Genomic DNA, 18,631 nt, shown 5'->3' on the forward strand with positions numbered 1-18,631 from the left:
GCTCGCGTCGAGCCGGTGCGCTCACCACTTTTTTCGAAGGACGTCCTTGATGACCTCGTTCTCGAGAACCTGCTCGGCCAGCAGCTTCTTCAGCCGGCCGTTCTCGGTCTCAAGCTCCTTCAGGCGCTTGGCATCGGGCACGCTCATGCCGCCGAACTTGCTCCGCCACAGGTAGTACGACGCCTCGCTGAAGCCGTGCTTGCGGCACAGCTCCTTGACCGGCAGTCCGGCCTCGGCCTCGCGCAGGAAGCCGATGATCTGCTCTTCGGAAAAGCGCTTCTTCACGTCCAATCTCCTCGCTTTGGGGAATTGGACTCCAGATCGCCGTGCTACTCAAAACCGGGGGGACGTCGCCAGCTCCGAACTGAGGACAATCGCCCGTGGCCAATCCTAAACCATTACCTTTGGTGCCGAGAGCCGTGTGCCCTGAACGAAACGTCTGCTTTGGGTCGGAAGCGGACGTGGCAAATGCGCAATCCTACTCACACCCAACCCCATCCCCATCCCGATCCAGATGCCGCCCATACCCCGGCTCCCCCGCCCTCACCGGCGCGGCACCTGCCGCCCTCGCTTCCGAACAGTTGGCATACGCACCGCCTGAAGCCGCGCGCGATGGCGCATAGCCGGACGACAGCGAAGATGCAGGCGCAGGCGCGCTAGGCGCGCGGTGACAGTGGTAGTCGCCCGTCTTCCGGTTGGTGTGGCAGCCTTGGGCGTTCAAGCCGCCCCCATGCGCCAACGCCGTGACTGGCACTGCAAGCAATGCCAGCAGCAGAACGCTGGCAACGATCGTCTTCATATAGCCCCCTGTATGAAGCCCTCCCGGATCACGGGGAGGTATGGACCCAAACGGCACCGGGTCCAATGAGGGGCCAGCATGCACCTGTTGGCATCCCGAGATCGCGCTGCGCCCATTGAACCGTTTCCCCGCTCCCGCGCACCTAACATGCAAAGGGGTACACAGGGCGGCAGCCATTGAACCGGGACAGCGAGCGGCTCTTCGACGAATACCTGGTCACGGCCGCGGCGACGGGCGATCGACAGGCGTACGTCCGGCTGGTGGAGCGTTGGCAGCCGCGGCTGCTGCGCCATGCGTGGCGGGTGCTCGGCGATGCGGAGCGTGCGCGGGACATGGTGCAGGAGGCATGGGTCGAGATCCTGCGCGGGCTGGGCCGGCTGGATGACGCGGCGGCCTTCCCCGCATGGGCGTTCCGCATCGTGACGCGTCGCTGCCAGCGCCAGTTCCATCGCAATGCCCGCGAGCCCTTCGAGCCCGAGGAGGCCGGCGAAGGCATGGAGCCCGAGCTCCCCCGGCACCACTCCGCCGAATTCGCCGCCGAGCTCGCCATCGTGATGCAGGCGGTCGGCGCGTTGCTGGCACCGCAGCGCGCGGCACTCGCGCTGTTCTACATCGAAGACCTGAGCGTGGCGGAGATCGCCGTCGCACTCGACGTTCCACCGGGAACGGTCAAGACCCGGCTCATGCATGCGCGGCGCAAGGTCCGCGCGCTACTTGAAGGATGCAGCGATGAACAACGTTGATGATCTGATCGGCCGCGCTCTCACCGACGAGGACCGGGCGCTGCTCGCCCGCCACGGCGAGCCCGGCTATGTTGCACAGGCCTTCGGGCTGTTCCGCGGCCCGATGGGCTGGGCCGTGTGGGTGGCCTACATCGTAGGGGTGCTGGCTTTCCTGGCGGGTGCCTACGCGGTATGGCAGATGGTGGCCACGGCCGATCTGCTCTCGGCCGTGAAGTGGGGCGTCGGGGCAGTGCTGCTGTTCCAGCTCACCACGATGACCAAGGGCTTCATGGGCAGCCACATGGAGGCCAACCGCATGCTGCGCGAGCTCAAGCGCGTGGAGTTGCAGTTGTCGCTACTGCGGGCGGACAGGGCTGGGGAGCAGGGGCGCTAGCCTCTGGCGCTATGCTTGTTGCCGTCAATCCACTCTGCAGGGATACACCACGATGCAAAGCACCGGACGCCTGATTGCCCTCGTTACAGCCGCCCTGTTGGGCGCGTGCCAGAACCCCGGCGAAGCGCCATCATCGCAGGGGGCGGAAGCCATGAGCGCCGATCCGCCATCATCGACCTCGACCGCCCAGGCAGTAGGTGCCACGGAGGCCGCAACGACGGCGCCAGGAATCACCCCGATCGTCGCACTCGATTCGATTGGCGCGACGAAGGAGTTCCTTGAGCGCACCCTCGGCGAGTCGACATACGAGACACCGGACGAGGCGCGCTACACGGTCGACGGATGCGATGTCAGCGTGGGATTCCACGACCGCGCCGTTTCGATGATCAGTATCGACCTTCAAGAAGGCTGCCGATTCGATGTGTCCGGACTGACGGGCACGCAAAGCGACGTAGTGATCGACGGACCGTTGACCTTCGGGGAGTTCGAGCAGCTGTTCGGTGAGGCTGACTACCGTGCGCCCTGCCTCGCCAGTTGCGGGAATGCATACGACCCCTACGTGGACGCGGTCGTCGGGGGCTCACGGGCGAACGGCGTCATCGACGTGTCCGCACACTCCGTATTCGTGAACGATTCGGTGATCCAGGCAGCCAACGAATGGCGCGATGAGCTGACAGCGGAACGCGGCGAAGACTACGTGTTCGAGACGCAGTTCAACTGCACGCGGGAGCACAACGCCGTCGCGCGAAGGATCTTCGCCCGGATCGAGGTCCACAGCTTGCAGTTCGGCCGGGAGCTGGGCACCTACGAGTGCGGATGACCGTCGCACGTATGTAACTTGGCGTAACGCGTCAACCTGCCAGCGCACCCACGAACACCCGCGCCAGCTCTTCAGGCGATCGACGCAGGAGCGACGTATTGACCATCAGCGGCAATTCGTCGGTGCCGGACATGGCGTGGGGCAGGTCGACACCCTGCTCCGCCACCCGCTGCACCCACGCACGGGGTTCTACGCCCGGGACCTTCATCACCAGGCGGCAGGTACCCCCTGGCGGCTTGCGGAACTGGAAGCGGCCGTCGGCGCGTAGCCGTTCCGCCAGCTCGTCGGCGGTTTGCCATGCCTTGGCGTAGTCGGTTTCGTAGCTCGTGGCGTAATGGCTCGCCACTGCCGCCTGCGGCCAGGCGTAGGGCATGCCGCCGCCGAACATGCGCCGGGTGTGGAACAGGCCTTCGATGACGCTGGCGTCGCCGGCGAGGATGGCGCCGGCGCCAGCATTGAAGTGCTTCCACAGCGAGACGTAGACGGTGTCGAACAGAGCCGCATGCTCCCGCACGCTGCGTCCGGAGTGCTGGGGCAGGTTGAACATGCGGGCGCCGTCCAGGTGCAGCCGGATGCCTTGCTCACGGGCGCGCTCGCAGACGCGCACCAGCTCGTCGAACTCGACCATCTGGTGCCCCCGTCGCCGCACCGGGTTTTCGATCGAGATCACGCCTACCCCTGTTTCCACCCGGCCACTGGCCGAGCGCCCGAGCCACTGCTCCACTTCCACCAGTTCGATCGTGCTTCGACCGGCAGCCAGCGGGATCAGGTTCAACCCGCTGAGGGTGCTGGCCGCATCGCCGCTGTCGTTGTAGAGGTGGCTTTCGGCCTGCACCAGCACGCGGCGCTCTTCCCCCGCCAGGGTGCGGACGGCGATGTGGTTGGCCAGGGTGCCGGTGGGCAGGAATATCGCGGCCTCCTTTCCGAGCAGCCCCGCGAAGGTCCGCTCCAGCGACTCGATATTCCCGCCCAACGAGTAGTAGTCGGCTTCGAAGTCGGGCGCCGAGACCACGTCGCGAAGCAGCGTCGCGTACTCCAGCGGGCTCAGGTTCAAGCCGTCCCAGGTGAAGTTGACGCGCTGGAACAGCTCATTCGCGCTGTTGCTGGCAACTGACGCAGCACTGAAAGCAGCGGCAGGACCGGTCATGTGACCCACCAGCGGCAAAGCGGCGGCCAGTCCACTCGTGGCCAGGAAATGTCGGCGATCCATCGGTGTGCTCCGCGGTTGGGCTACGGGTTGGTCAGGCGGATCCCTTCTTCGGCGAGACCCACATCGAGATGATGGCGCGGAACACCCGCTCACCGTGGGTATCGGTCACCACCACCTCGACATCGTAGTTCCCTGCGCGGCCCCAGTCGGGCGTGCCTTCGACCGGACGGGCGATGGCCACCACCGACGTCGTCGCCTTTTTCAGGTATTCGACCGTCATCCCCTTCGGGATCCATCGGTGGGTCGGCGGGATGGTGACTTCGGTCATCGTCCCGCCGGCCAGTTCGGCCATGTTGCACATCGCAATCGCGTGGACGGTGCCGATGTGGTTGAGCACCTTGCGCCGCTTGCGCACCGCTACTTCGCAATACCCGGGCCGCAACTGCAGGAACCGGGGGCTGACGCTGCTGAAGTAGGGTGCCTTCAGGCACAACAGCACGCCGAAGAGCCACTTGCCACCGGGCATCGAGGCGAGGCTGGTCCAGATGTCGATCGTCCTGCGCTTGCCCATGCGGTTGGCCCTTCACTCGCCCCGGTTGAAGGCGGGGCTGACCATACCATGGTGTATGGGCGCGCCGGACGCACAAAGCTGCGGCTCTAGGGCCGATGCCGCCGATGGATACGGGCGCGTGCAATGCCCAACCCGATGATCACCAGCGAGTACCCCGCCGACACACCCAGCAGCCTGGCCTGTGACCAGTCGCCGTGCTTCGACCAGAACAGCATGCCGACGAAGCTGGCCATCACTGCGGCATAAACGATGCCATGGCGCAGCAGCGCCGTGCGCTCGGACGGGCTGCGGGCACGGCGCATGGCGCGCCGCACGTCGATGACGACGGCGCCGACCACCACCGCGAGTGCTGCCAGCACGGTACCAACGGCTCCCAGCGCCCATTTGCCGGCAGTGGCCGTGGCTGCCGTTGCGGCGGCGGCATCGCGTGGCCCCAGCGAGCCGACCACCAGGGCCGCGAACGCCAGGCCGGGGGCACTGTGGCGTGCCACGTCCGCCACCTGCGCCAGCAACTCCGACTGCAGGCCCTCGCGCGCACGCTGCAACCGTTTGCGCACGGCGCCATCGCTCAGCCCCAGCAGGCTTGCCACCTGCTGACTGCTCTGGCCCTCGCGGTAGAACAGCAGCAGTACTTCGCGGCTGTCGTCCGGCACCGCGTCCAGCGCACGCGCCAGTTGCTCGGATCGCTGCCTGTCCTGCATCCAGGCCTCGGGATCCGGACCGGTGGCGGCCGCCCCCGCAATGCGCGAGTCCTCGGTATCGAGCGCGACCTCCTGGTGGCGGCGACGCCGCAGGTGGTCGATTGCCTCGTTCCGCGTGACCTGCCGCAACCACGGCAGCAGGCTTTCCGGGTTCTGCATCGACGCCAGCCGCTGCCAGGCTTTTACATAGGTGTTCTGGGCGATGTCCTCGCTCAGCTGCACGTCGCGGGTGACGGCCAGCGCAATAGTGGCCACCGTCTTCTGCGTCGCCAGCACCAACCGTGCAAAGGCATTGCGGTCACCCCGCTGCGCGGCGAGGAAGTCCGCGGGGGCGACCGGGCTGGTGGTGGGGTTGGCAGTGTTCATCGTCGACCAATGATGGGAGGTTGCCTCGAATAACGAGCGGGCACGGCGGATGTGACAGGCGCCAACGGGGTAATGGGCACTAAGGCCGCGGAGCGGCTCCATCCTTCGCGAACCGGATGATCAGCCCTGCCCGGTCGTCCGTGGCCCAGATGGCCCCATCGTGCGCGACGGCCAGTCCCACCGGCGAGCCCTGGGGTCGTCGCCCTTTGCGCAGCCCCCAGCCGGGCGTCAGCGTCACCGGTGTCGCGGCGGGGCCTGCGCCGTATGCGCGCGACCCGCCGCCGTAGTAGTGGAAGCGGGCGTTCCGGTCCGCGATCGGCACCCCGTCCCCGTCTACCGCGAACGATACGATGCGGCCGCCAACGGAGCGGTGCCCGTGGAAGGTCATGAGCATGCGGCCGTGCAGTGCGGGGAACATCGCGCCGTCGTACCAGAGCAGATCAAGCGGCGCTGCGTGCGGAGGCAGGAGGACGCGCGGCGCGGTGTGCGCGCTCCCGCGGCAGTCCATGGCCGTGCCCGAACGCCAGGCGGGCGCGGGCGTGGCGATGTCCATGCAGTAGGGCCACCCGTAGTGCCGCCCCGCTTCGATGACGTTGAGCTCTTCGAAGGGCGACCACCGCGTGGGCAGGTCGAAACTGTTCTCGGCCTGTACGACGGTGCCGGATGGATGCACTGCAAGCGCGACCGAGTTCCGCAGCCCCTTCGCATGCACGGTGTAGTCCGGGCTCCATTGGCCCGGGCCGACGGCTTCATAGCGACGGATGCTGGCGGCGTGTTCGCCGGTCTCGCTTTCCGTGCAACGGGGGCCGGCAGCATTCCCCTGCTCGTCCGCGCACTGATCCGACAACGCCCCTACGTTGACCAGGAGCGCACCGTCGGGCGCGAACACGAACTTCGACAGCGGGTGGCGATGCAGGTGGAGCGCATTGTCGGGCAGTCCGGAAATGACTACCTCGACGCTGGCCGCCGGGTCCGGTGAAGCAGGATCGAACCGGATGATCCGGCTCATCTCCCCGACATAGACCAGCCCTTCGGGTCCACGTGCCAGTGCATGCGGCACATGCAGGTCGCCCAGCAGGCGTTCTACCTCGGGTGCCCGCCCCGGTTGCAGCGTCAGCTTCCAGACGGCACCGCGCGGCCGGTCCCACGCGCCGAGATCGCTGACCAGCCATTCGGTCTCGCTCAACTGCAGCAGGGAGCGCGGCAATCTGATCGGGCGTGTCCGGTCCTGCCTGGTGGGACCCAGTACCAAGCCCGCGCACATGCCGTGGACGGTGCCGATGTCCAGGCGCGGCAGTCCGCCGCATTCCCCTTCCAGACCGGTGTGGAACTCTCGCGCGTGCAACGGCTGGACAAACAGCACCGCCGCCAGCAGCGCCGCGAACCTGCCTGTTGCCCCTGTCATGGTTGCGATCTTCAAAGCAGCCGGGTTCCCAACGGCACCGGCCGATCGGGCACGCAGAGCGCGACCTCACCCTGCTCGTTGTCGAAGCCGGTCACCAGGCATTCCGACATCAGCGGGCCGATCTGCTTGCGCGGGAAGTTGACGACCGCGACCACCAGTTTCCCCACCAGCTCCTCCGGCGTGTAAAGCGCAGTGATCTGCGCGCTGCTCTTCCTGGTGCCGATGGCCTCGCCGAAGTCCACCTGCAGGACATAGGCCGGCTTCCTGGCCTCCTTGAACAAGGACGCGCTGGTGATGCGCCCGACGCGGAGCTCGACTTTGAGGAAGTCTTCGAAGGTGATGTCGTCCATCGGGAATGGCGGTACGGGAGGGGCGGTCGGGCGATTATCGGGCCGTCCCGTACCCCGCGCGAGTTCAACGCCCTCGACCCTAGCATTCACGGCGCCGGCACCGTCGCTCTGCGAAAACTCCGGCTTCTTCTACATGAGCCAAGCCCATGAACCGATCCATCGAAAATGCAGGCTCCTCCGCCGCGCACCAGGTCGCAGGCTGGGTGCCGCCGGTGGCACGGGCCGGCTACGCCGCCAAGGGCGTGGTCTACGTGTTGCTGGGATATATCGCTTTCACTGCCGCCATGGCGTCCGGCCAGCCCGAGGGCGCCAGTGGCGCACTGCAGTCCCTGGTGGATGAAAGCGGCGGCCATCTGATGCTGATGCTGATTGCGGTGGGCCTGCTTGCCCACGTCATCTGGCGCATGGTGCAGGCGGTGCTGGACCCGGAGCATCGCGAGCATGGTGCAAAGCGCGTCTTCATGCGGCTGTTCTACGCGCTGAGCGCGGTGATCTATGGATCGCTGGCCTATACCGCCTGGCAGCTGTCGCGACAGGGCCAGACCGATGGCGGGAACGGCACCGAGATCTGGATCGCCCGGCTGTTGGACAAGCCCTTCGGCACCTGGCTGGTGATGGCGGCCGGGGTGGGCATCATCGGGTACGGCATCCATCAGCTGATCAAGGCAGCGCGCGGAGACGTCAATCGCCGCATGACGACGAGCAACGCCACGACGTCCCGGGCGGTGCGCGCGATCGGTCGCATCGGCACTGCCGCGCGCGGGGTGGTGCTGCTCCCGATCGGCTGGTTCGTGTTCAAGGCGGGCCGGTCCTACAGCGCAGCCACCGCTGCCGATACGGGCGAGGTGCTGCAGATGCTCGAGCGTGGCGGACTGCTGGCCGCCGTCGGACTGGGTCTGCTGGCCTACGGCGTGCACCAGATTGCCAAGGCGGTGTATCGCCGGATCGAGCGGCCGGACTGACCGGGGCGCTCGCCCGGCGCGGCTCCTCCGTCGGTAAGATGCGCCGACCAGGGGGAGCCCAATGAAGCAGCCGGGATTGTCGTTCCACCGCCCCGCCGCGTTCTGGCTGGGCTGCGCGCTGATCGCCGGTGGCGTGCTGTCGCACGGGCCGATGTTCATGATGGGCCAGCACACGCACTGGCAGATGGTGGGCATGCCGATGACGACCGCGATGTGGGTCGGCATGGCGATCATCCCGCTTGGCCTCGCGCTGTCGGCGTACGGCATGCTGCCGCGGGCACCGGCTTACGCCGGCAGCGATGGCGCCCCGCTGAACTTCCACGTGGCCGACGGCGCCCCGCTCAACCGTGCGCACTGGGCACTGGTGACGGTGCTGGTGATCACGCTGGCGATCGATGTCATGAAGCCGGCGACGCTGGGTTTCGTCATGCCGGGAATGACGGCCGAGTACGGCATGGGGACTTCGCTGGCCAGCCTGCTGGCCCTGTTCGCGCTGACCGGGACCGCGATCGGGTCGGTGGTATGGGGCCGCATCGCCGATCGCTTCGGCCGGCGCTCGGCGATCCTGCTGTCAGCACTGATGTTCATCGGTACGGCCATCTGCGGGGCGATGCCGACGTTCGGCTGGAACCTGGCGATGTGCTTCCTGATGGGCGCGTCGGCGGGTGGGCTGCTGCCGATCACCTTCACGCTGATGACCGAAACGGTGCCGGCGGCGCACCGCGGGTGGTTGCTGGTGGCGCTGGGTGGCCTCGGCACCTCCGGTGGCTACCTGCTCGCGGCGGGCGCGGCGGCCATCCTGGAACCGATGTTCAGTTGGCGGGTGTTGTGGCTGCTTGGCCTGCCGACAGGCGCCCTGATCATTGTGCTGAACCGGTTCATCCCGGAGTCTCCGCGGTTCCTTTCGAGCATGGGATTGCACGGGCAGGCCCGCGCCCTGCTGGAGCGGTTCGCCGGGCGACGCGGCGGGATCGAGCGCGATGACGAAACACATCCGGGCGCGCCTGTCATCGACGAGAGCCATCCCGTCACCGGGGTCCGCCAGCTCCTGCGCGGGCGCCACGCCGCCGTTTCCTGGAGCCTGCTGGTGGCGGGAACCGCATGGGGGCTGGTCAACTTCGGCTTCCTGCTGTGGTTGCCGGTCAACCTGCGCGTGCTCGGCGTCGACCCTGCAGGCGCGAGTGCGCTGCTGGCCTGGTCGGCGGTCTATGCGCTGCCGGGCATCGCCCTGGTGATCTGGATCTACCACCGCTGGAGCAGCTTCAAGTCACTGGTGCTGTTCCTGGCGTTGACCGCGGCATCGCTGCTGGCGTTCGGCGCGCTGGATGCACTGGCCGTGCGTTCGGTGGTGGTGACCACGCTGGCGACCGCCGCGCTGCTGGTCAGTGTCAGCGGTGTCATCGCGATGCTGATTCCCTATGCGGCGGAGATCTATCCGCTGCACTTGCGCGGCACCGGCTCGGGCGTGGTTGCCGCCAGTTCCAAGTTCGGCGGCATCCTGGGTGCCGGACTGGGCGTGGCGGGGTTCTTCGATCACTTCGCCGTGTCCGCGGTGTTACTGGCGCTGCCGATGGCGGCCGCCGCATTGATGCTATGGCGCAGCGGCGTGGAGACGCGCGGGCGCCGGCTCGAGGAGATCGAAACCTGTTTCAGCCGCTCGTGAAAGCACTCTGGCGTCCAGGCCCCATCCAGGCGTGCAAGCTGCTCAACGCCTGCGGGTACGTACCGCTGGTGCCGCAGCCGTTACCTTAACTGAGCTATCGCGCCTGCTCCGGAGTCCGTCGATGAAGCGCAACCTGATGCTCGCCGCCGTCGCCTGCCTGGTCCTGGCCGCCATGGCCTGGGGGTGGGTGAAGATGCGGGGGCCTGAGCTGCCCGGCTACGAAGTGGTCTCGCGCCCGCTGGTGCAGACGGTGGTGGCGACGGGCCGGGTGGTCGCGGTGTCACGTGCCCAGGTGGGCAGCGCCATCACCGGCGTGGTGGTCGAACGCCGGGTCCAGGAAGGCGACGCGGTAGAGCCTGGCGACGTACTGGCGGTACTGCGCGCCGATGACCTGGAGGCCGCCGTAAGGGAAGCCGAGGCCGCCATGGCGCAGCTGCGGGAATCGACGCGTCCACGGGCGCAGGCCGCATTGCGCGAAGCCGAGGCACGGCTCACCCAGGCCAGCCGTGAGGTGCAACGCCGGAGGGACCTCCTGCAGCGCCAGCTGATCGCCCGCGAAACCATGGAGCAGGCGGTGCAGGCCGAGACGGTCGCCAGGACCGCTGCCGAACAGGCGCGGCTGGCCGTGCGTTCGCTGGCGGCCGGCCACCCGGACGAGGCCGCCGCCAGCGCCCGGCTCGCGAACGCCAGGGCGCAACTCGACAAGACAATCGTCCGCGCCGAAGTCGCCGGCACCGTGCTCACCCGGGATGTCGAGCCGGGCGACCTGGTGCAACCCGGCCGCGTGCTTTTCGAGATCGCGCGTGCCGGCGCCACCGAAGTGCTGGTGCCGCTGGATGAAAAGAACCTGGAGGTACTTGCCATGGGCCAACCTGCCATGTGCATCGCCGATGCCTACCCTGCGCGCCCCTTCCCCGCGGAGGTCACCTTCATCGCACCCAGCGTGGACCCACAACGCGGCTCGGTCGATATCCGCCTGACGGTGGATCCGGTGCCCGACTTCGTGCGCCAGGACATGACGGTTTCGGTGAACGTCGAAACCGGACGCCGCGAGAGCGCACTGGTGGTGCCCAACGACGCGCTGGATGCGGTCTCCGGCCACCGGGGCGAGGTGTGGCTGGTCGACGACGGCCGCGCCATCAGGCGCGAAGTGCAACTGGGACTGCGCGGCCTGACGTCCACCGAGGTCACCGGGGGACTGCAGGCCGGCGACTGGGTCCTGGCCGATGCCCGCGCGGAGATCGAGGAAGGCGATCGCCTGCGGGTGGCCGCCACCGAACTGCCCGTGGACGCGACGGACTCCGGCACGCGAAAAGAGCTGCCGATGGCGCTCGACTGACCACGATGTGGATCGAATGGACCATCGCCACCAAATTCCTGCGCGAGGGCAAGGCGCAGAGCGTGCTGATCCTGGTGGGGATCGCGGTCGGGGTGGCGGTAATCGTTTTCCTGACTGCGTTGATCACCGGCCTGCAAGGCAACATCATCGAACGCACATTGGGCACGCAGGCCCATATCAAGGTCGAGCCGGCCGATGAGGCCAACCGGATCCTCGCGCCCGCCGAAGGCACGGTGCAACTGGTGCTGGAGAGCAGGCGGGCACAGCGGCTGCGCTCGATCAACAACTGGCAGCAGGTCCGCGACGTGCTGGACACGCTGCCGCGCATAACCGCAGTGTCGCCGGTGATATCGGGGCCGGCATTTGCACGCCGCGGCGAGGCGCTGGAATCAGTGGCCCTGGTGGGCATCGACGCCGAACGCTACCAGCGGATCATCCCGATCCAGGACGACATCGTCGAGGGCGAGTTCCGCATCGGTGCCGGTGACGTGGTGGTCGGCAGGCAGCTGGCGATCGAGCTGGGCATGCGCGCGGGCGACAAGATGCGGATCGACGGTGGCCAGGGCCGCGAGAGCGTGGTGAACGTGGCGGGTGTCTTCGAGCTGGGCGTGCGTGAGCTGGATGCGCGCTACGTCTACCTGGACATGAAGCAGGCCCAGTCGCTGCTCAACCTGCCGGGTGCGGCCACGATCATCGATGTCACCGTCGACGACATCTTCGCCGCGAAATCGATGGCTTCCCGCATCGCAAGGCTCACCGGCCTCAAGGCCGAAAGCTGGATGGAGACCAACGCCCAGCTGATGAATGCACTGCGCTCGCAAAGCCTGTCCACCCAGATGATCAGCGTGTTCGTGGCGCTGAGCGTGGCGCTTGGCATCGCCAGCGTATTGTCGGTGAGCGTCGTGCAGCGCACGCGCGAGATCGGCATCCTGCGTGCGATGGGTACCACGCGTCGACAGATGCTGGGGGTATTCCTGATCCAGGGTGCGCTGTTCGGCCTGGCAGGATCGCTGCTTGGTGGCGCGGCCGGTTACGGGCTGGTGGCCGCGTTCAACACTTTCGGCCCCAAACTGTTCTACATCCCGGTGGACCAGACGCTGCTGATGGGCGCCACGTTGCTGGCCACCCTTACCGGAATCGTGTCCGCGGCATTGCCGGCACGTCGAGCATCGCGCCTTGATCCGGTCGAGGCGATCCGGCATGTCTGAGCACGATGCCGGACAGGAAGTGCTGCGCCTGCAGTCTCTGAAGAAGAGCTACAACGTCGGAAGGCCGACCGAGATCGAGGTGCTGCACGGACTCGACCTGCGCCTGTTGCGCAGTGACTTCGCCGCACTGGTGGGGGCTTCGGGTTCGGGCAAGAGCACGCTGCTGAACGTGATCGGCCTGCTTGACCAGCCCACGTCGGGCGAGTTGTACCTGCTGGGCGAACCCACCCGTGGCATGGACGACGCCCGGCGCACGGCACTTCGCGGCAGCGCGATCGGCTTCGTCTTCCAGTTCCACCACCTCATCCAGGCCTTCACCGCACTGGAGAACGTGTTGATGCCGCTGATGGTGGCGAGCGGCAAGCCCACGCAAGACCAGCTGGAGCAGGGCCGCGGGCTGCTCGCACAGGTCGGGCTGGAAGGGCTGGAGAACCGCAAGCCCGACCAGCTCTCGGGCGGCCAGCAACAGCGCGTCGCTGTCGCCCGCGCGCTGGTCACCCGCCCCGCGCTGCTACTGGCCGACGAACCCACGGGCAACCTGGACAGCAAGTCCGCCGCCGAAGTGTTCGAACTGTTTCGCAAGTTCAACCGCGAGTTCGGTTGCGCGGTGTTGCTGGTGACCCACGACCCGCGGATGTCAGAGCAATGCGACCGCACCGTGACCCTGGTCGACGGGAACATCGAGAGCGACACGTTGTCGGAGCGTGGATGAAGCCGCCTTCAAAGGCGCTCGACGGCGGTGGCGCGCAACAGGATCTCTTCCTGCTCAAAGCGTGCCTCCAGGGTCTTGCGATACCCCTGCCACCACTCGCGGTCGAGGGTGTCGGCCATCACTTCGTAGAGGATGACGTCGTCGCGGCAGACGTCGCCGTCGTCGTCCTCCCAGGCACCGACGGCCGGCGAGTGCGCAAAAGCGGTGGCACCGCCGAACTCTTCGGTGAGCTCGTCGCGCACCGCATCGAACATGGCCCTGGGGAACGCCTTGCCGTCGTTGCCGTAGACCGGCAGAAACAGCTGGACCAGCGCCTGGCAGGAGTTGGTGCTCATGGCTGGATGGCAGGCAGGCGAACGATGAACTCTGCGCCCTCGCCCGGAATACCGGTGCTGAAGGCGCTGACACTGCCGCCGTGGCGCTGCACCATCTGGTGCACGATGCTGAGCCCAACCCCGAGCCCGCCTCCATCGGCCCGCACCGGTCCCTGGTCGTCCTGGGCGAACAGCTTGAACACGTAGGCGAGGTTCTCGGGCGCAATGCCGGGGCCGTTGTCGCGCACGCTCAGCTCGACGTCCGGACCCGCCTGCGAAAGCCGGGCTTGGATCCGACCCTCCTCCGGTGTGAACTTGACTGCGTTGTGCAGCAGGTTGGCCGCCACCTGGACCAGGCGGACCTTGTCTCCCTGCACGCGGATGTCATGTTCGGGCATCTCGACCTCGAGCAGCTGGCGCTTCTCCCGGCTTGCCGGCATCACCGCTTCGACGGCCTCCTCCAGCACCTGGCGCATGTGCACGGGCTCGTTCTCGAGGTGGATCTTCCCGCTGACGATGCGGCCGACGTCCAGCAGATCGTCCACCAGCCGCGTCAGGTTCCCGACCTGCCGACCGAGGATCTCGCGGGTCATCCTGGTCTGTTCGGTCGGGTCCGGATCCAGCTGCATGATCGCCACCGCATTGGCGATGGGCGCCAGCGGATTGCGCAACTCGTGGCCCAGCATGGCGAGGAACTGATGGAGGTGGCGCTCGTGGTGCTCGAGCGTCCTGATGCGTCGGCGCTCGGTGAGGTCGCGCGTCACCTTGGCGAACCCGTAGTGGCGGCCCTCGTCGTCATGCAACGCGGTGATCACCACGCTGGCCCAGAACCGGCTGCCGTCCTTGCGCAGGCGCCAGCCCTGGTCTTCGAAGCGACCGTCGCGCAGCGCCATCGCCAGCTCCTGCTCCGGCCACTTTTCATCGAGCTTGTTCTGGGGATAGAAGATGGAGAAGTGGCGACCGATGATCTCCTCGGCGGTGTAGCCCTTGTTGAGCTGGGCGCCAAGATTCCAGCTGGCGATGTTGCCGGACGGGTCCAGCATGAAGATCGCATAGTCCCGCACGCCCTCCACCAGCAGCCTGAAGCGCTCCTCGCTTTGGCGGAGCAGTTCCTCGTGCTGTCGGCGGGCGCTGAAGTCCCGGGTGACCTTGGCAAAGCCGCGGTGGGTGCCGTCCTGGTCGAACAGCGCGGTCAATACCACGTTGGCCCAGAACCGGCTGCCGTCCTTGCGCAGGCGCCAGCCCTCGTCCTCCACCCTGCCCGAGCGCAGGGCCTCTTCCAGCTTGGCGCGCGGCAGCCCGAGGCGAACCTGCTCCGGGGTGTAGAAGATCTCGATGCTGCGGCCGATGGCTTCTTCGGGGGTGTAGCCCTTCAGCGCCTGTGCGCCAGCGCTCCAGCTGCGGATACGGCCGTCGGTATCGACCAGGAAGATCGCGTAGTCGCGTACCGCCTCGACCATGAGGCGGTAGTCGGCATCGGCGACCTCACGGGGCATGTCAGGCCCAGGGATCCTGCAGGACGATGTTGGCGTCGCGGTCCGGGCCGGTGCTGACCATGGCCAGCGGGCAGCCCGACAGCTCTTCCAGCGCGCGCAGGTAGGCGCGTGCGGCCGGTGGGAGCTTGTCCCACTCGGTGATGCCGTGGGTGCTCTCTTCCCAGCCCGGGAACTCCAGGTAGACCGGCACGCACTCGTCCCAGCCCTGGGCATCCAGCGGGGCGTACTCGGTCTGCTTGCCGCGGTACTGGTAGCCGATGCACATCTTCAGCGTCGGCATGCCGTCGAGGATGTCGAGCTTGGTGATGCACAGCCCACTGATGCCGTTGATCGCCACGGCACGCTTGAGCGCGACGATGTCGATCCAGCCACAGCGGCGCGGGCGGCCGGTGGTGGCGCCGTATTCCTGGCCCCGGTCGCGGATGCCCTGCCCGACTTCGTCATGCAGCTCGGTCGGGAACGGGCCACCACCGACGCGGGTGGCATAGGCCTTGGCGATGCCGAGCACGTAGTCGATCGAGTCCGCGCCGACACCGGTGCCGGCCAGCGCGCCGCCGACGGTGGTGTTGGAGCTGGTGACGTAGGGATAGGTGCCGTGGTCGATGTCGAGCAGCGAACCCTGAGCACCTTCGTACAGCACGCGCTTACCCTGCTTGCGCAGGTCGTGCAGGATGCCGGCGACGTCGGACTTCATCGGCTCGACGTAGTCGCCGAAGGCCAACGCTTCGTCCAGGGTCTGCTGGAAGTCGACCGGCTCGACCTTGAGGTACTGGGTGAGCACGAAGTTGTGGTAATCCAGCGCGGCGCGCAGCTTCTCGGCCAGTTGCTCGGGGTAGTGCAGGTCCGCGACGCGGATGCTTCGGCGGGCCACCTTGTCCTCGTAGGCAGGGCCGATGCCGCGGCCGGTGGTGCCGATGGCCTTGCCGCCGGCGGCCTTCTCGCGCGCCTGGTCCAGAGCGATGTGGTACGGCATGATCAGCGGCGTGGCCGGGCTGATCTTCAGGCGCGAGCGCACTTCCACGCCGTTGCCTTCCAGCTCGGCGATCTCCTTCTGCAGGGCGCCCGGGTGCAGCACCACGCCGTTGCCGATCAGGCACAGCGCACCCTCGCGGAGGATGCCGGACGGAATCAGGTGCAGCACGGTCTTCTTGCCGGCGATCACCAGCGTGTGGCCGGCGTTGTGGCCGCCCTGGAAGCGGACCACCGCGCCGATGTCCTGCGTCAGCAGGTCGACGATCTTGCCCTTGCCTTCATCGCCCCACTGGGCACCGAGAACGACGACTGACTGACCCATTGCACTTGCTCCTGAGGCATTTTGGGGCCGGTTTGTGGCCGGCCGGGCGGAGAGGCTCCGCACACAGAAAAAGCCGGAAGGGCGAGGGCCCCTGCCGGCTTTTGTGCATTATCCGGGTTTCCAGCCCCCGCGGCCAGTACCCGTTACAGGAACTGCCGGGTCAGCCACAGGGCCAACAACCCCGCGCCGAGAATCACGCCGCCGAGCACCCGGAGCTCGCGATCTCCCAGCGCGCGCGCCTGGTCGATGGCGCGCCGCCAGCTTCCCGGCGCGACGAACAGGAACAGCCCTTCGAGCACGGCGGCCAGGCACAGGGCCGACAACAGCTCCGTCACCATGGCCGGCTCAGCGGTCGTCCTTCAGGTACTGGAGGAACTCGTCGTCCTCGTCCAGGACGATCACGCCCTGACCATCGTCGAATGACTTCCGGTAAGCCTCCAGGCTGCGCTGGAACGCGAAGAAGCCCGGGTCACGCCCCGCCGCCTCGGCATACAGTGCCGCGGCGCGGGCATCGCCCTCACCGCGCAGGCGCTGGGCATCACGCTCGGCCTCGGCGACGATCACCGCCTGCTCCTTGTCCGCCTGCGAGCGCACCGTCTGCGCCTGCTCGGCGCCCTCGGCGCGCAGTGCGCTGGCCACCTGGTGGCGCTGCGCGCTCATGCGACGGTAGACGTCCTGGATCACCTGGCTGTCGGTGGGCAGGTCGATCTGCTTGATGCGCAGGTCCACGATCGACATGCCGACGGTCGCGGCACCCCGGTTGATGGCCTCCAGCTGGCGGTCGATGATCTCGGAACGGTTGCCGGAAACGACCTCCTGCAGGGTGCGCGAGTTGATCTCGTTGCGCAGCGCATCCTTGATGATCGGAGCGAGGCGCTCGGAAGCCACGCTTTCGTCGCCACCGGTGGCCCGGTAGAACGCGCGGACGTCCTCGATCATGCCCACGGCGAAGAAGTCGACGCTGACGTCCTTGCGCTCGGAGGTCAGGTAGCGCTCGGGCTCGGCATCCAGCACTTGCAGGCGGCGGTCGAACACCAGCGCCGTCTCGACCAGCGGCACCTTGAAGTGCAGGCCCGGTTCGACGCCGGTACGGGCGACGCGGCCGAGGTTCAGCACCATCGCCACCTGCCCTTCGCGCACCACGTAGGTGGACCCCATCAGGGCCAGCAGGACGGCGACCGCGGTCGCGATCCAGAACGGGTACTTCATCGGGTCACCTCATCGCGGCCGGTCGGTCGGGCCGCGCGGTCGTCGCGGTTGGAAGCGGGCGCCGTGCCGGACGGGCTGGAGTTGACCTCCGGTCCCAGCAACTGCGGGGTCAGCATCGGCGGGGTGATGTCGGATCCGGGGCCGGTCGCCGAACCACCGCTGCCGCCCTGCCCCGACATCGGCACGTAGATCAGCTGTCGCGAGTCGCCACCGACCACCTTGCGGTTGCCGGCCATCACCTGCTCGACGGTCTCCAGCCACAGGCGCTTGCGGGTCACCTCGGGCGCGTCCTGGTAGGCGTCGACCAGCATCGAGAAGCGGTCGGCGTCACCCTCGGCGCGCGAGACCACCGCGGCGTTGTAGCCCTCGGCGACGTTGCGGATGCGGGCGGCATGGCCGCGGGCCTCCGGCACCACCTGGGCGGCATAGGCTTCGGCTTCGCTGATCAGGCGGTCCTTGTCCTGCTGGGCGCTGTTGACGTCGTCGAATGCCGGCTTCACTTCTTCCGGCGGACGCGCGTTGGGCAGGTTGAGCTCGGTCACGACCAGGCCTGTCCGGTACGCGTCCAGGGAGGCCTGCAGTTGCTCGCGCGCCGATACCGCCAGCGCGCCACGGGCACCCAGCACGGTATCCAGGGTCGAGCGGCCGACCTGCTCGCGCACGGTGCTCAGCACGGCCTGGCCCAGCATGGCGTCTGCGTCGCGCGTCCCGAACAGGTACTGCTGCGGCTCGCCAACGCGGTACTGCACGTTGATCTCCACGCGGACGATGTTCTCGTCGCTGGTCAGCACCGGCACGGTGGTGCTGAAGGTCTTGATCGCGGTGGCGTTGACCTTGGTCACCCGCTCCAGCGGCCAGGGCAGCTTGAGGTGCGGACCCGGCTGCAGGACACGTGCGTACTGGCCGAAGCGCAGCACCACGCCGCGCTCCTGCTCGGTCACCAGTACGAAGGTGTTGAACACGAGCCAGAGCGCCACCACCAGCAGGACCCAACGGCCGATGTTCGGGCCGCCGCTGCCGCTGCCGCCAAACAGGCCGCGCAGCCGGTCGAGCACGTCTTCAAGGCCGCCATTGCCGGGGCGTCGCTGCCGCGGCGGGCGACCGTCGGGGCCGCCGGAGTTGCCGCTGCCAGGGGTATTCCAGGCCATGCCTGCTC

The 18,631-nt window shown here is 67.6% G+C and carries 20 protein-coding genes and 1 pseudogene; 8 read left to right on the forward strand and 13 right to left on the reverse strand.

The annotated features are described in order from the left end of the window. Both B5D37_RS13105 and B5D37_RS15205 read right to left on the reverse strand, forming a co-directional pair. Nucleotides 1–285: pseudogene (locus tag B5D37_RS13105) on the reverse strand (transposase); the annotation flags it as partial. A gap of 193 nt (nucleotides 286–478) precedes the next feature. Then, on the reverse strand, nucleotides 479–976 hold the full coding sequence (locus B5D37_RS15205; RefSeq protein WP_343124512.1) for an excalibur calcium-binding domain-containing protein: 498 nt from the start codon (nucleotides 974–976) through the stop codon (nucleotides 479–481). Here B5D37_RS15205 and B5D37_RS13115 point away from each other — a divergent pair. Genes B5D37_RS13115 through B5D37_RS13125 form a run of 3 tightly spaced genes read left to right on the forward strand, consistent with a single transcriptional unit; the run spans nucleotide 976 to nucleotide 2,735 of the window. Then, nucleotides 976–1,542: an RNA polymerase sigma factor gene (locus B5D37_RS13115; RefSeq protein WP_078759190.1), complete on the forward strand. Its 567-nt coding sequence runs from the start codon at nucleotides 976–978 to the stop codon at nucleotides 1,540–1,542. The genes B5D37_RS15205 and B5D37_RS13115 overlap by 1 nt on opposite strands. Continuing rightward, a complete protein-coding gene (locus tag B5D37_RS13120) occupies nucleotides 1,529–1,915 on the forward strand; it encodes a DUF6768 family protein (protein ID WP_078759191.1) in 387 nt (128 codons plus the stop codon). Before B5D37_RS13115 ends, B5D37_RS13120 begins: the two co-directional genes overlap by 14 nt. 52 nt (nucleotides 1,916–1,967) lie before the next feature. Then, complete coding sequence (locus tag B5D37_RS13125; protein ID WP_159447402.1) at nucleotides 1,968–2,735, forward strand: hypothetical protein; 768 nt, start codon at nucleotides 1,968–1,970, stop codon at nucleotides 2,733–2,735. Nucleotides 2,736–2,766: 31 nt separating this feature from the next. Here the strand turns inward: B5D37_RS13125 and B5D37_RS13130 are convergent, their stop codons facing one another. From B5D37_RS13130 to B5D37_RS13150, 5 genes are all read right to left on the reverse strand, one after another. Next, complete coding sequence (locus B5D37_RS13130; protein WP_078759193.1) at nucleotides 2,767–3,945, reverse strand: threonine aldolase family protein; 1,179 nt, start codon at nucleotides 3,943–3,945, stop codon at nucleotides 2,767–2,769. 31 nt (nucleotides 3,946–3,976) lie between these two features. Next, nucleotides 3,977–4,456, reverse strand: coding sequence for a hotdog fold domain-containing protein (locus B5D37_RS13135; protein ID WP_078759194.1), 480 nt, complete (start codon nucleotides 4,454–4,456; stop codon nucleotides 3,977–3,979). A gap of 86 nt (nucleotides 4,457–4,542) precedes the next feature. Further along, nucleotides 4,543–5,523: an RNA polymerase sigma factor gene (locus B5D37_RS13140; protein WP_159447403.1), complete on the reverse strand. Its 981-nt coding sequence runs from the start codon at nucleotides 5,521–5,523 to the stop codon at nucleotides 4,543–4,545. A gap of 79 nt (nucleotides 5,524–5,602) precedes the next feature. Further along, on the reverse strand, nucleotides 5,603–6,928 hold the full coding sequence (locus B5D37_RS13145; RefSeq protein ID WP_078759250.1) for a PQQ-dependent sugar dehydrogenase: 1,326 nt from the start codon (nucleotides 6,926–6,928) through the stop codon (nucleotides 5,603–5,605). Nucleotides 6,929–6,939: 11 nt separating this feature from the next. Next, nucleotides 6,940–7,278, reverse strand: a complete 339-nt coding sequence (locus B5D37_RS13150) for a tRNA-binding protein (protein ID WP_078759196.1) — start codon at nucleotides 7,276–7,278, stop codon at nucleotides 6,940–6,942. A 146-nt stretch (nucleotides 7,279–7,424) separates the two neighbouring features. Here B5D37_RS13150 and B5D37_RS13155 point away from each other — a divergent pair, with 146 nt between their 5' ends. The 5 genes from B5D37_RS13155 (at nucleotide 7,425) to B5D37_RS13175 (ending at nucleotide 13,162) form a co-directional block, all read left to right on the forward strand. After that, nucleotides 7,425–8,240 (forward strand): DUF1206 domain-containing protein, encoded by an 816-nt coding sequence (locus tag B5D37_RS13155; protein ID WP_078759197.1) that lies wholly within the window; start codon nucleotides 7,425–7,427, stop codon nucleotides 8,238–8,240. 61 nt (nucleotides 8,241–8,301) lie between these two features. Continuing rightward, nucleotides 8,302–9,903 carry an MFS transporter gene (locus tag B5D37_RS13160; RefSeq protein WP_078759198.1) on the forward strand — a complete coding sequence of 534 codons (1,602 nt, stop codon included), beginning with the start codon at nucleotides 8,302–8,304 and terminating at the stop codon, nucleotides 9,901–9,903. Nucleotides 9,904–10,024: 121 nt separating this feature from the next. Continuing rightward, entirely contained in the window at nucleotides 10,025–11,242 is a 1,218-nt protein-coding gene (locus B5D37_RS13165; RefSeq protein WP_143814320.1) for an efflux RND transporter periplasmic adaptor subunit, read from the forward strand. Between the two features lie 5 nt (nucleotides 11,243–11,247). Continuing rightward, entirely contained in the window at nucleotides 11,248–12,450 is a 1,203-nt protein-coding gene (locus B5D37_RS13170; protein WP_078759199.1) for an ABC transporter permease, read from the forward strand. Then, the gene (locus B5D37_RS13175; RefSeq protein ID WP_078759200.1) at nucleotides 12,443–13,162 is read left to right on the forward strand and encodes an ABC transporter ATP-binding protein; all 720 of its coding nucleotides are present in this window, start codon (nucleotides 12,443–12,445) and stop codon (nucleotides 13,160–13,162) included. The genes B5D37_RS13170 and B5D37_RS13175 overlap by 8 nt, the downstream gene beginning before the upstream one ends. 8 nt (nucleotides 13,163–13,170) lie before the next feature. Here B5D37_RS13175 and B5D37_RS13180 read toward each other — a convergent pair whose 3' ends face one another. The 6 genes from B5D37_RS13180 to hflK form a co-directional block, all read right to left on the reverse strand. Then, nucleotides 13,171–13,497 carry a hypothetical protein gene (locus B5D37_RS13180; protein WP_078759201.1) on the reverse strand — a complete coding sequence of 109 codons (327 nt, stop codon included), beginning with the start codon at nucleotides 13,495–13,497 and terminating at the stop codon, nucleotides 13,171–13,173. Further along, nucleotides 13,494–14,972 (reverse strand): sensor histidine kinase, encoded by a 1,479-nt coding sequence (locus B5D37_RS13185; protein ID WP_078759202.1) that lies wholly within the window; start codon nucleotides 14,970–14,972, stop codon nucleotides 13,494–13,496. The genes B5D37_RS13180 and B5D37_RS13185 overlap by 4 nt, the downstream gene beginning before the upstream one ends. A gap of 1 nt (nucleotide 14,973) precedes the next feature. Continuing rightward, the gene (locus B5D37_RS13190; protein ID WP_078759203.1) at nucleotides 14,974–16,266 is read right to left on the reverse strand and encodes an adenylosuccinate synthase; all 1,293 of its coding nucleotides are present in this window, start codon (nucleotides 16,264–16,266) and stop codon (nucleotides 14,974–14,976) included. 143 nt (nucleotides 16,267–16,409) lie between these two features. After that, a complete protein-coding gene (locus B5D37_RS13195) occupies nucleotides 16,410–16,604 on the reverse strand; it encodes a DUF2065 domain-containing protein (RefSeq protein ID WP_078759204.1) in 195 nt (64 codons plus the stop codon). Nucleotides 16,605–16,611: 7 nt separating this feature from the next. Beyond that, on the reverse strand, nucleotides 16,612–17,475 hold the full coding sequence (gene hflC / locus B5D37_RS13200) for a protease modulator HflC (RefSeq protein WP_078759205.1): 864 nt from the start codon (nucleotides 17,473–17,475) through the stop codon (nucleotides 16,612–16,614). Continuing rightward, the gene (gene hflK / locus B5D37_RS13205) at nucleotides 17,472–18,623 is read right to left on the reverse strand and encodes an FtsH protease activity modulator HflK (RefSeq protein ID WP_078759206.1); all 1,152 of its coding nucleotides are present in this window, start codon (nucleotides 18,621–18,623) and stop codon (nucleotides 17,472–17,474) included. Before hflK ends, hflC begins: the two co-directional genes overlap by 4 nt. Nucleotides 18,624–18,631 lie beyond the last annotated feature (8 nt).

This window comes from Lysobacter spongiicola DSM 21749 (genome assembly GCF_900167055.1).
GTDB classification, from domain to species: domain Bacteria; phylum Pseudomonadota; class Gammaproteobacteria; order Xanthomonadales; family Xanthomonadaceae; genus Novilysobacter; species Novilysobacter spongiicola.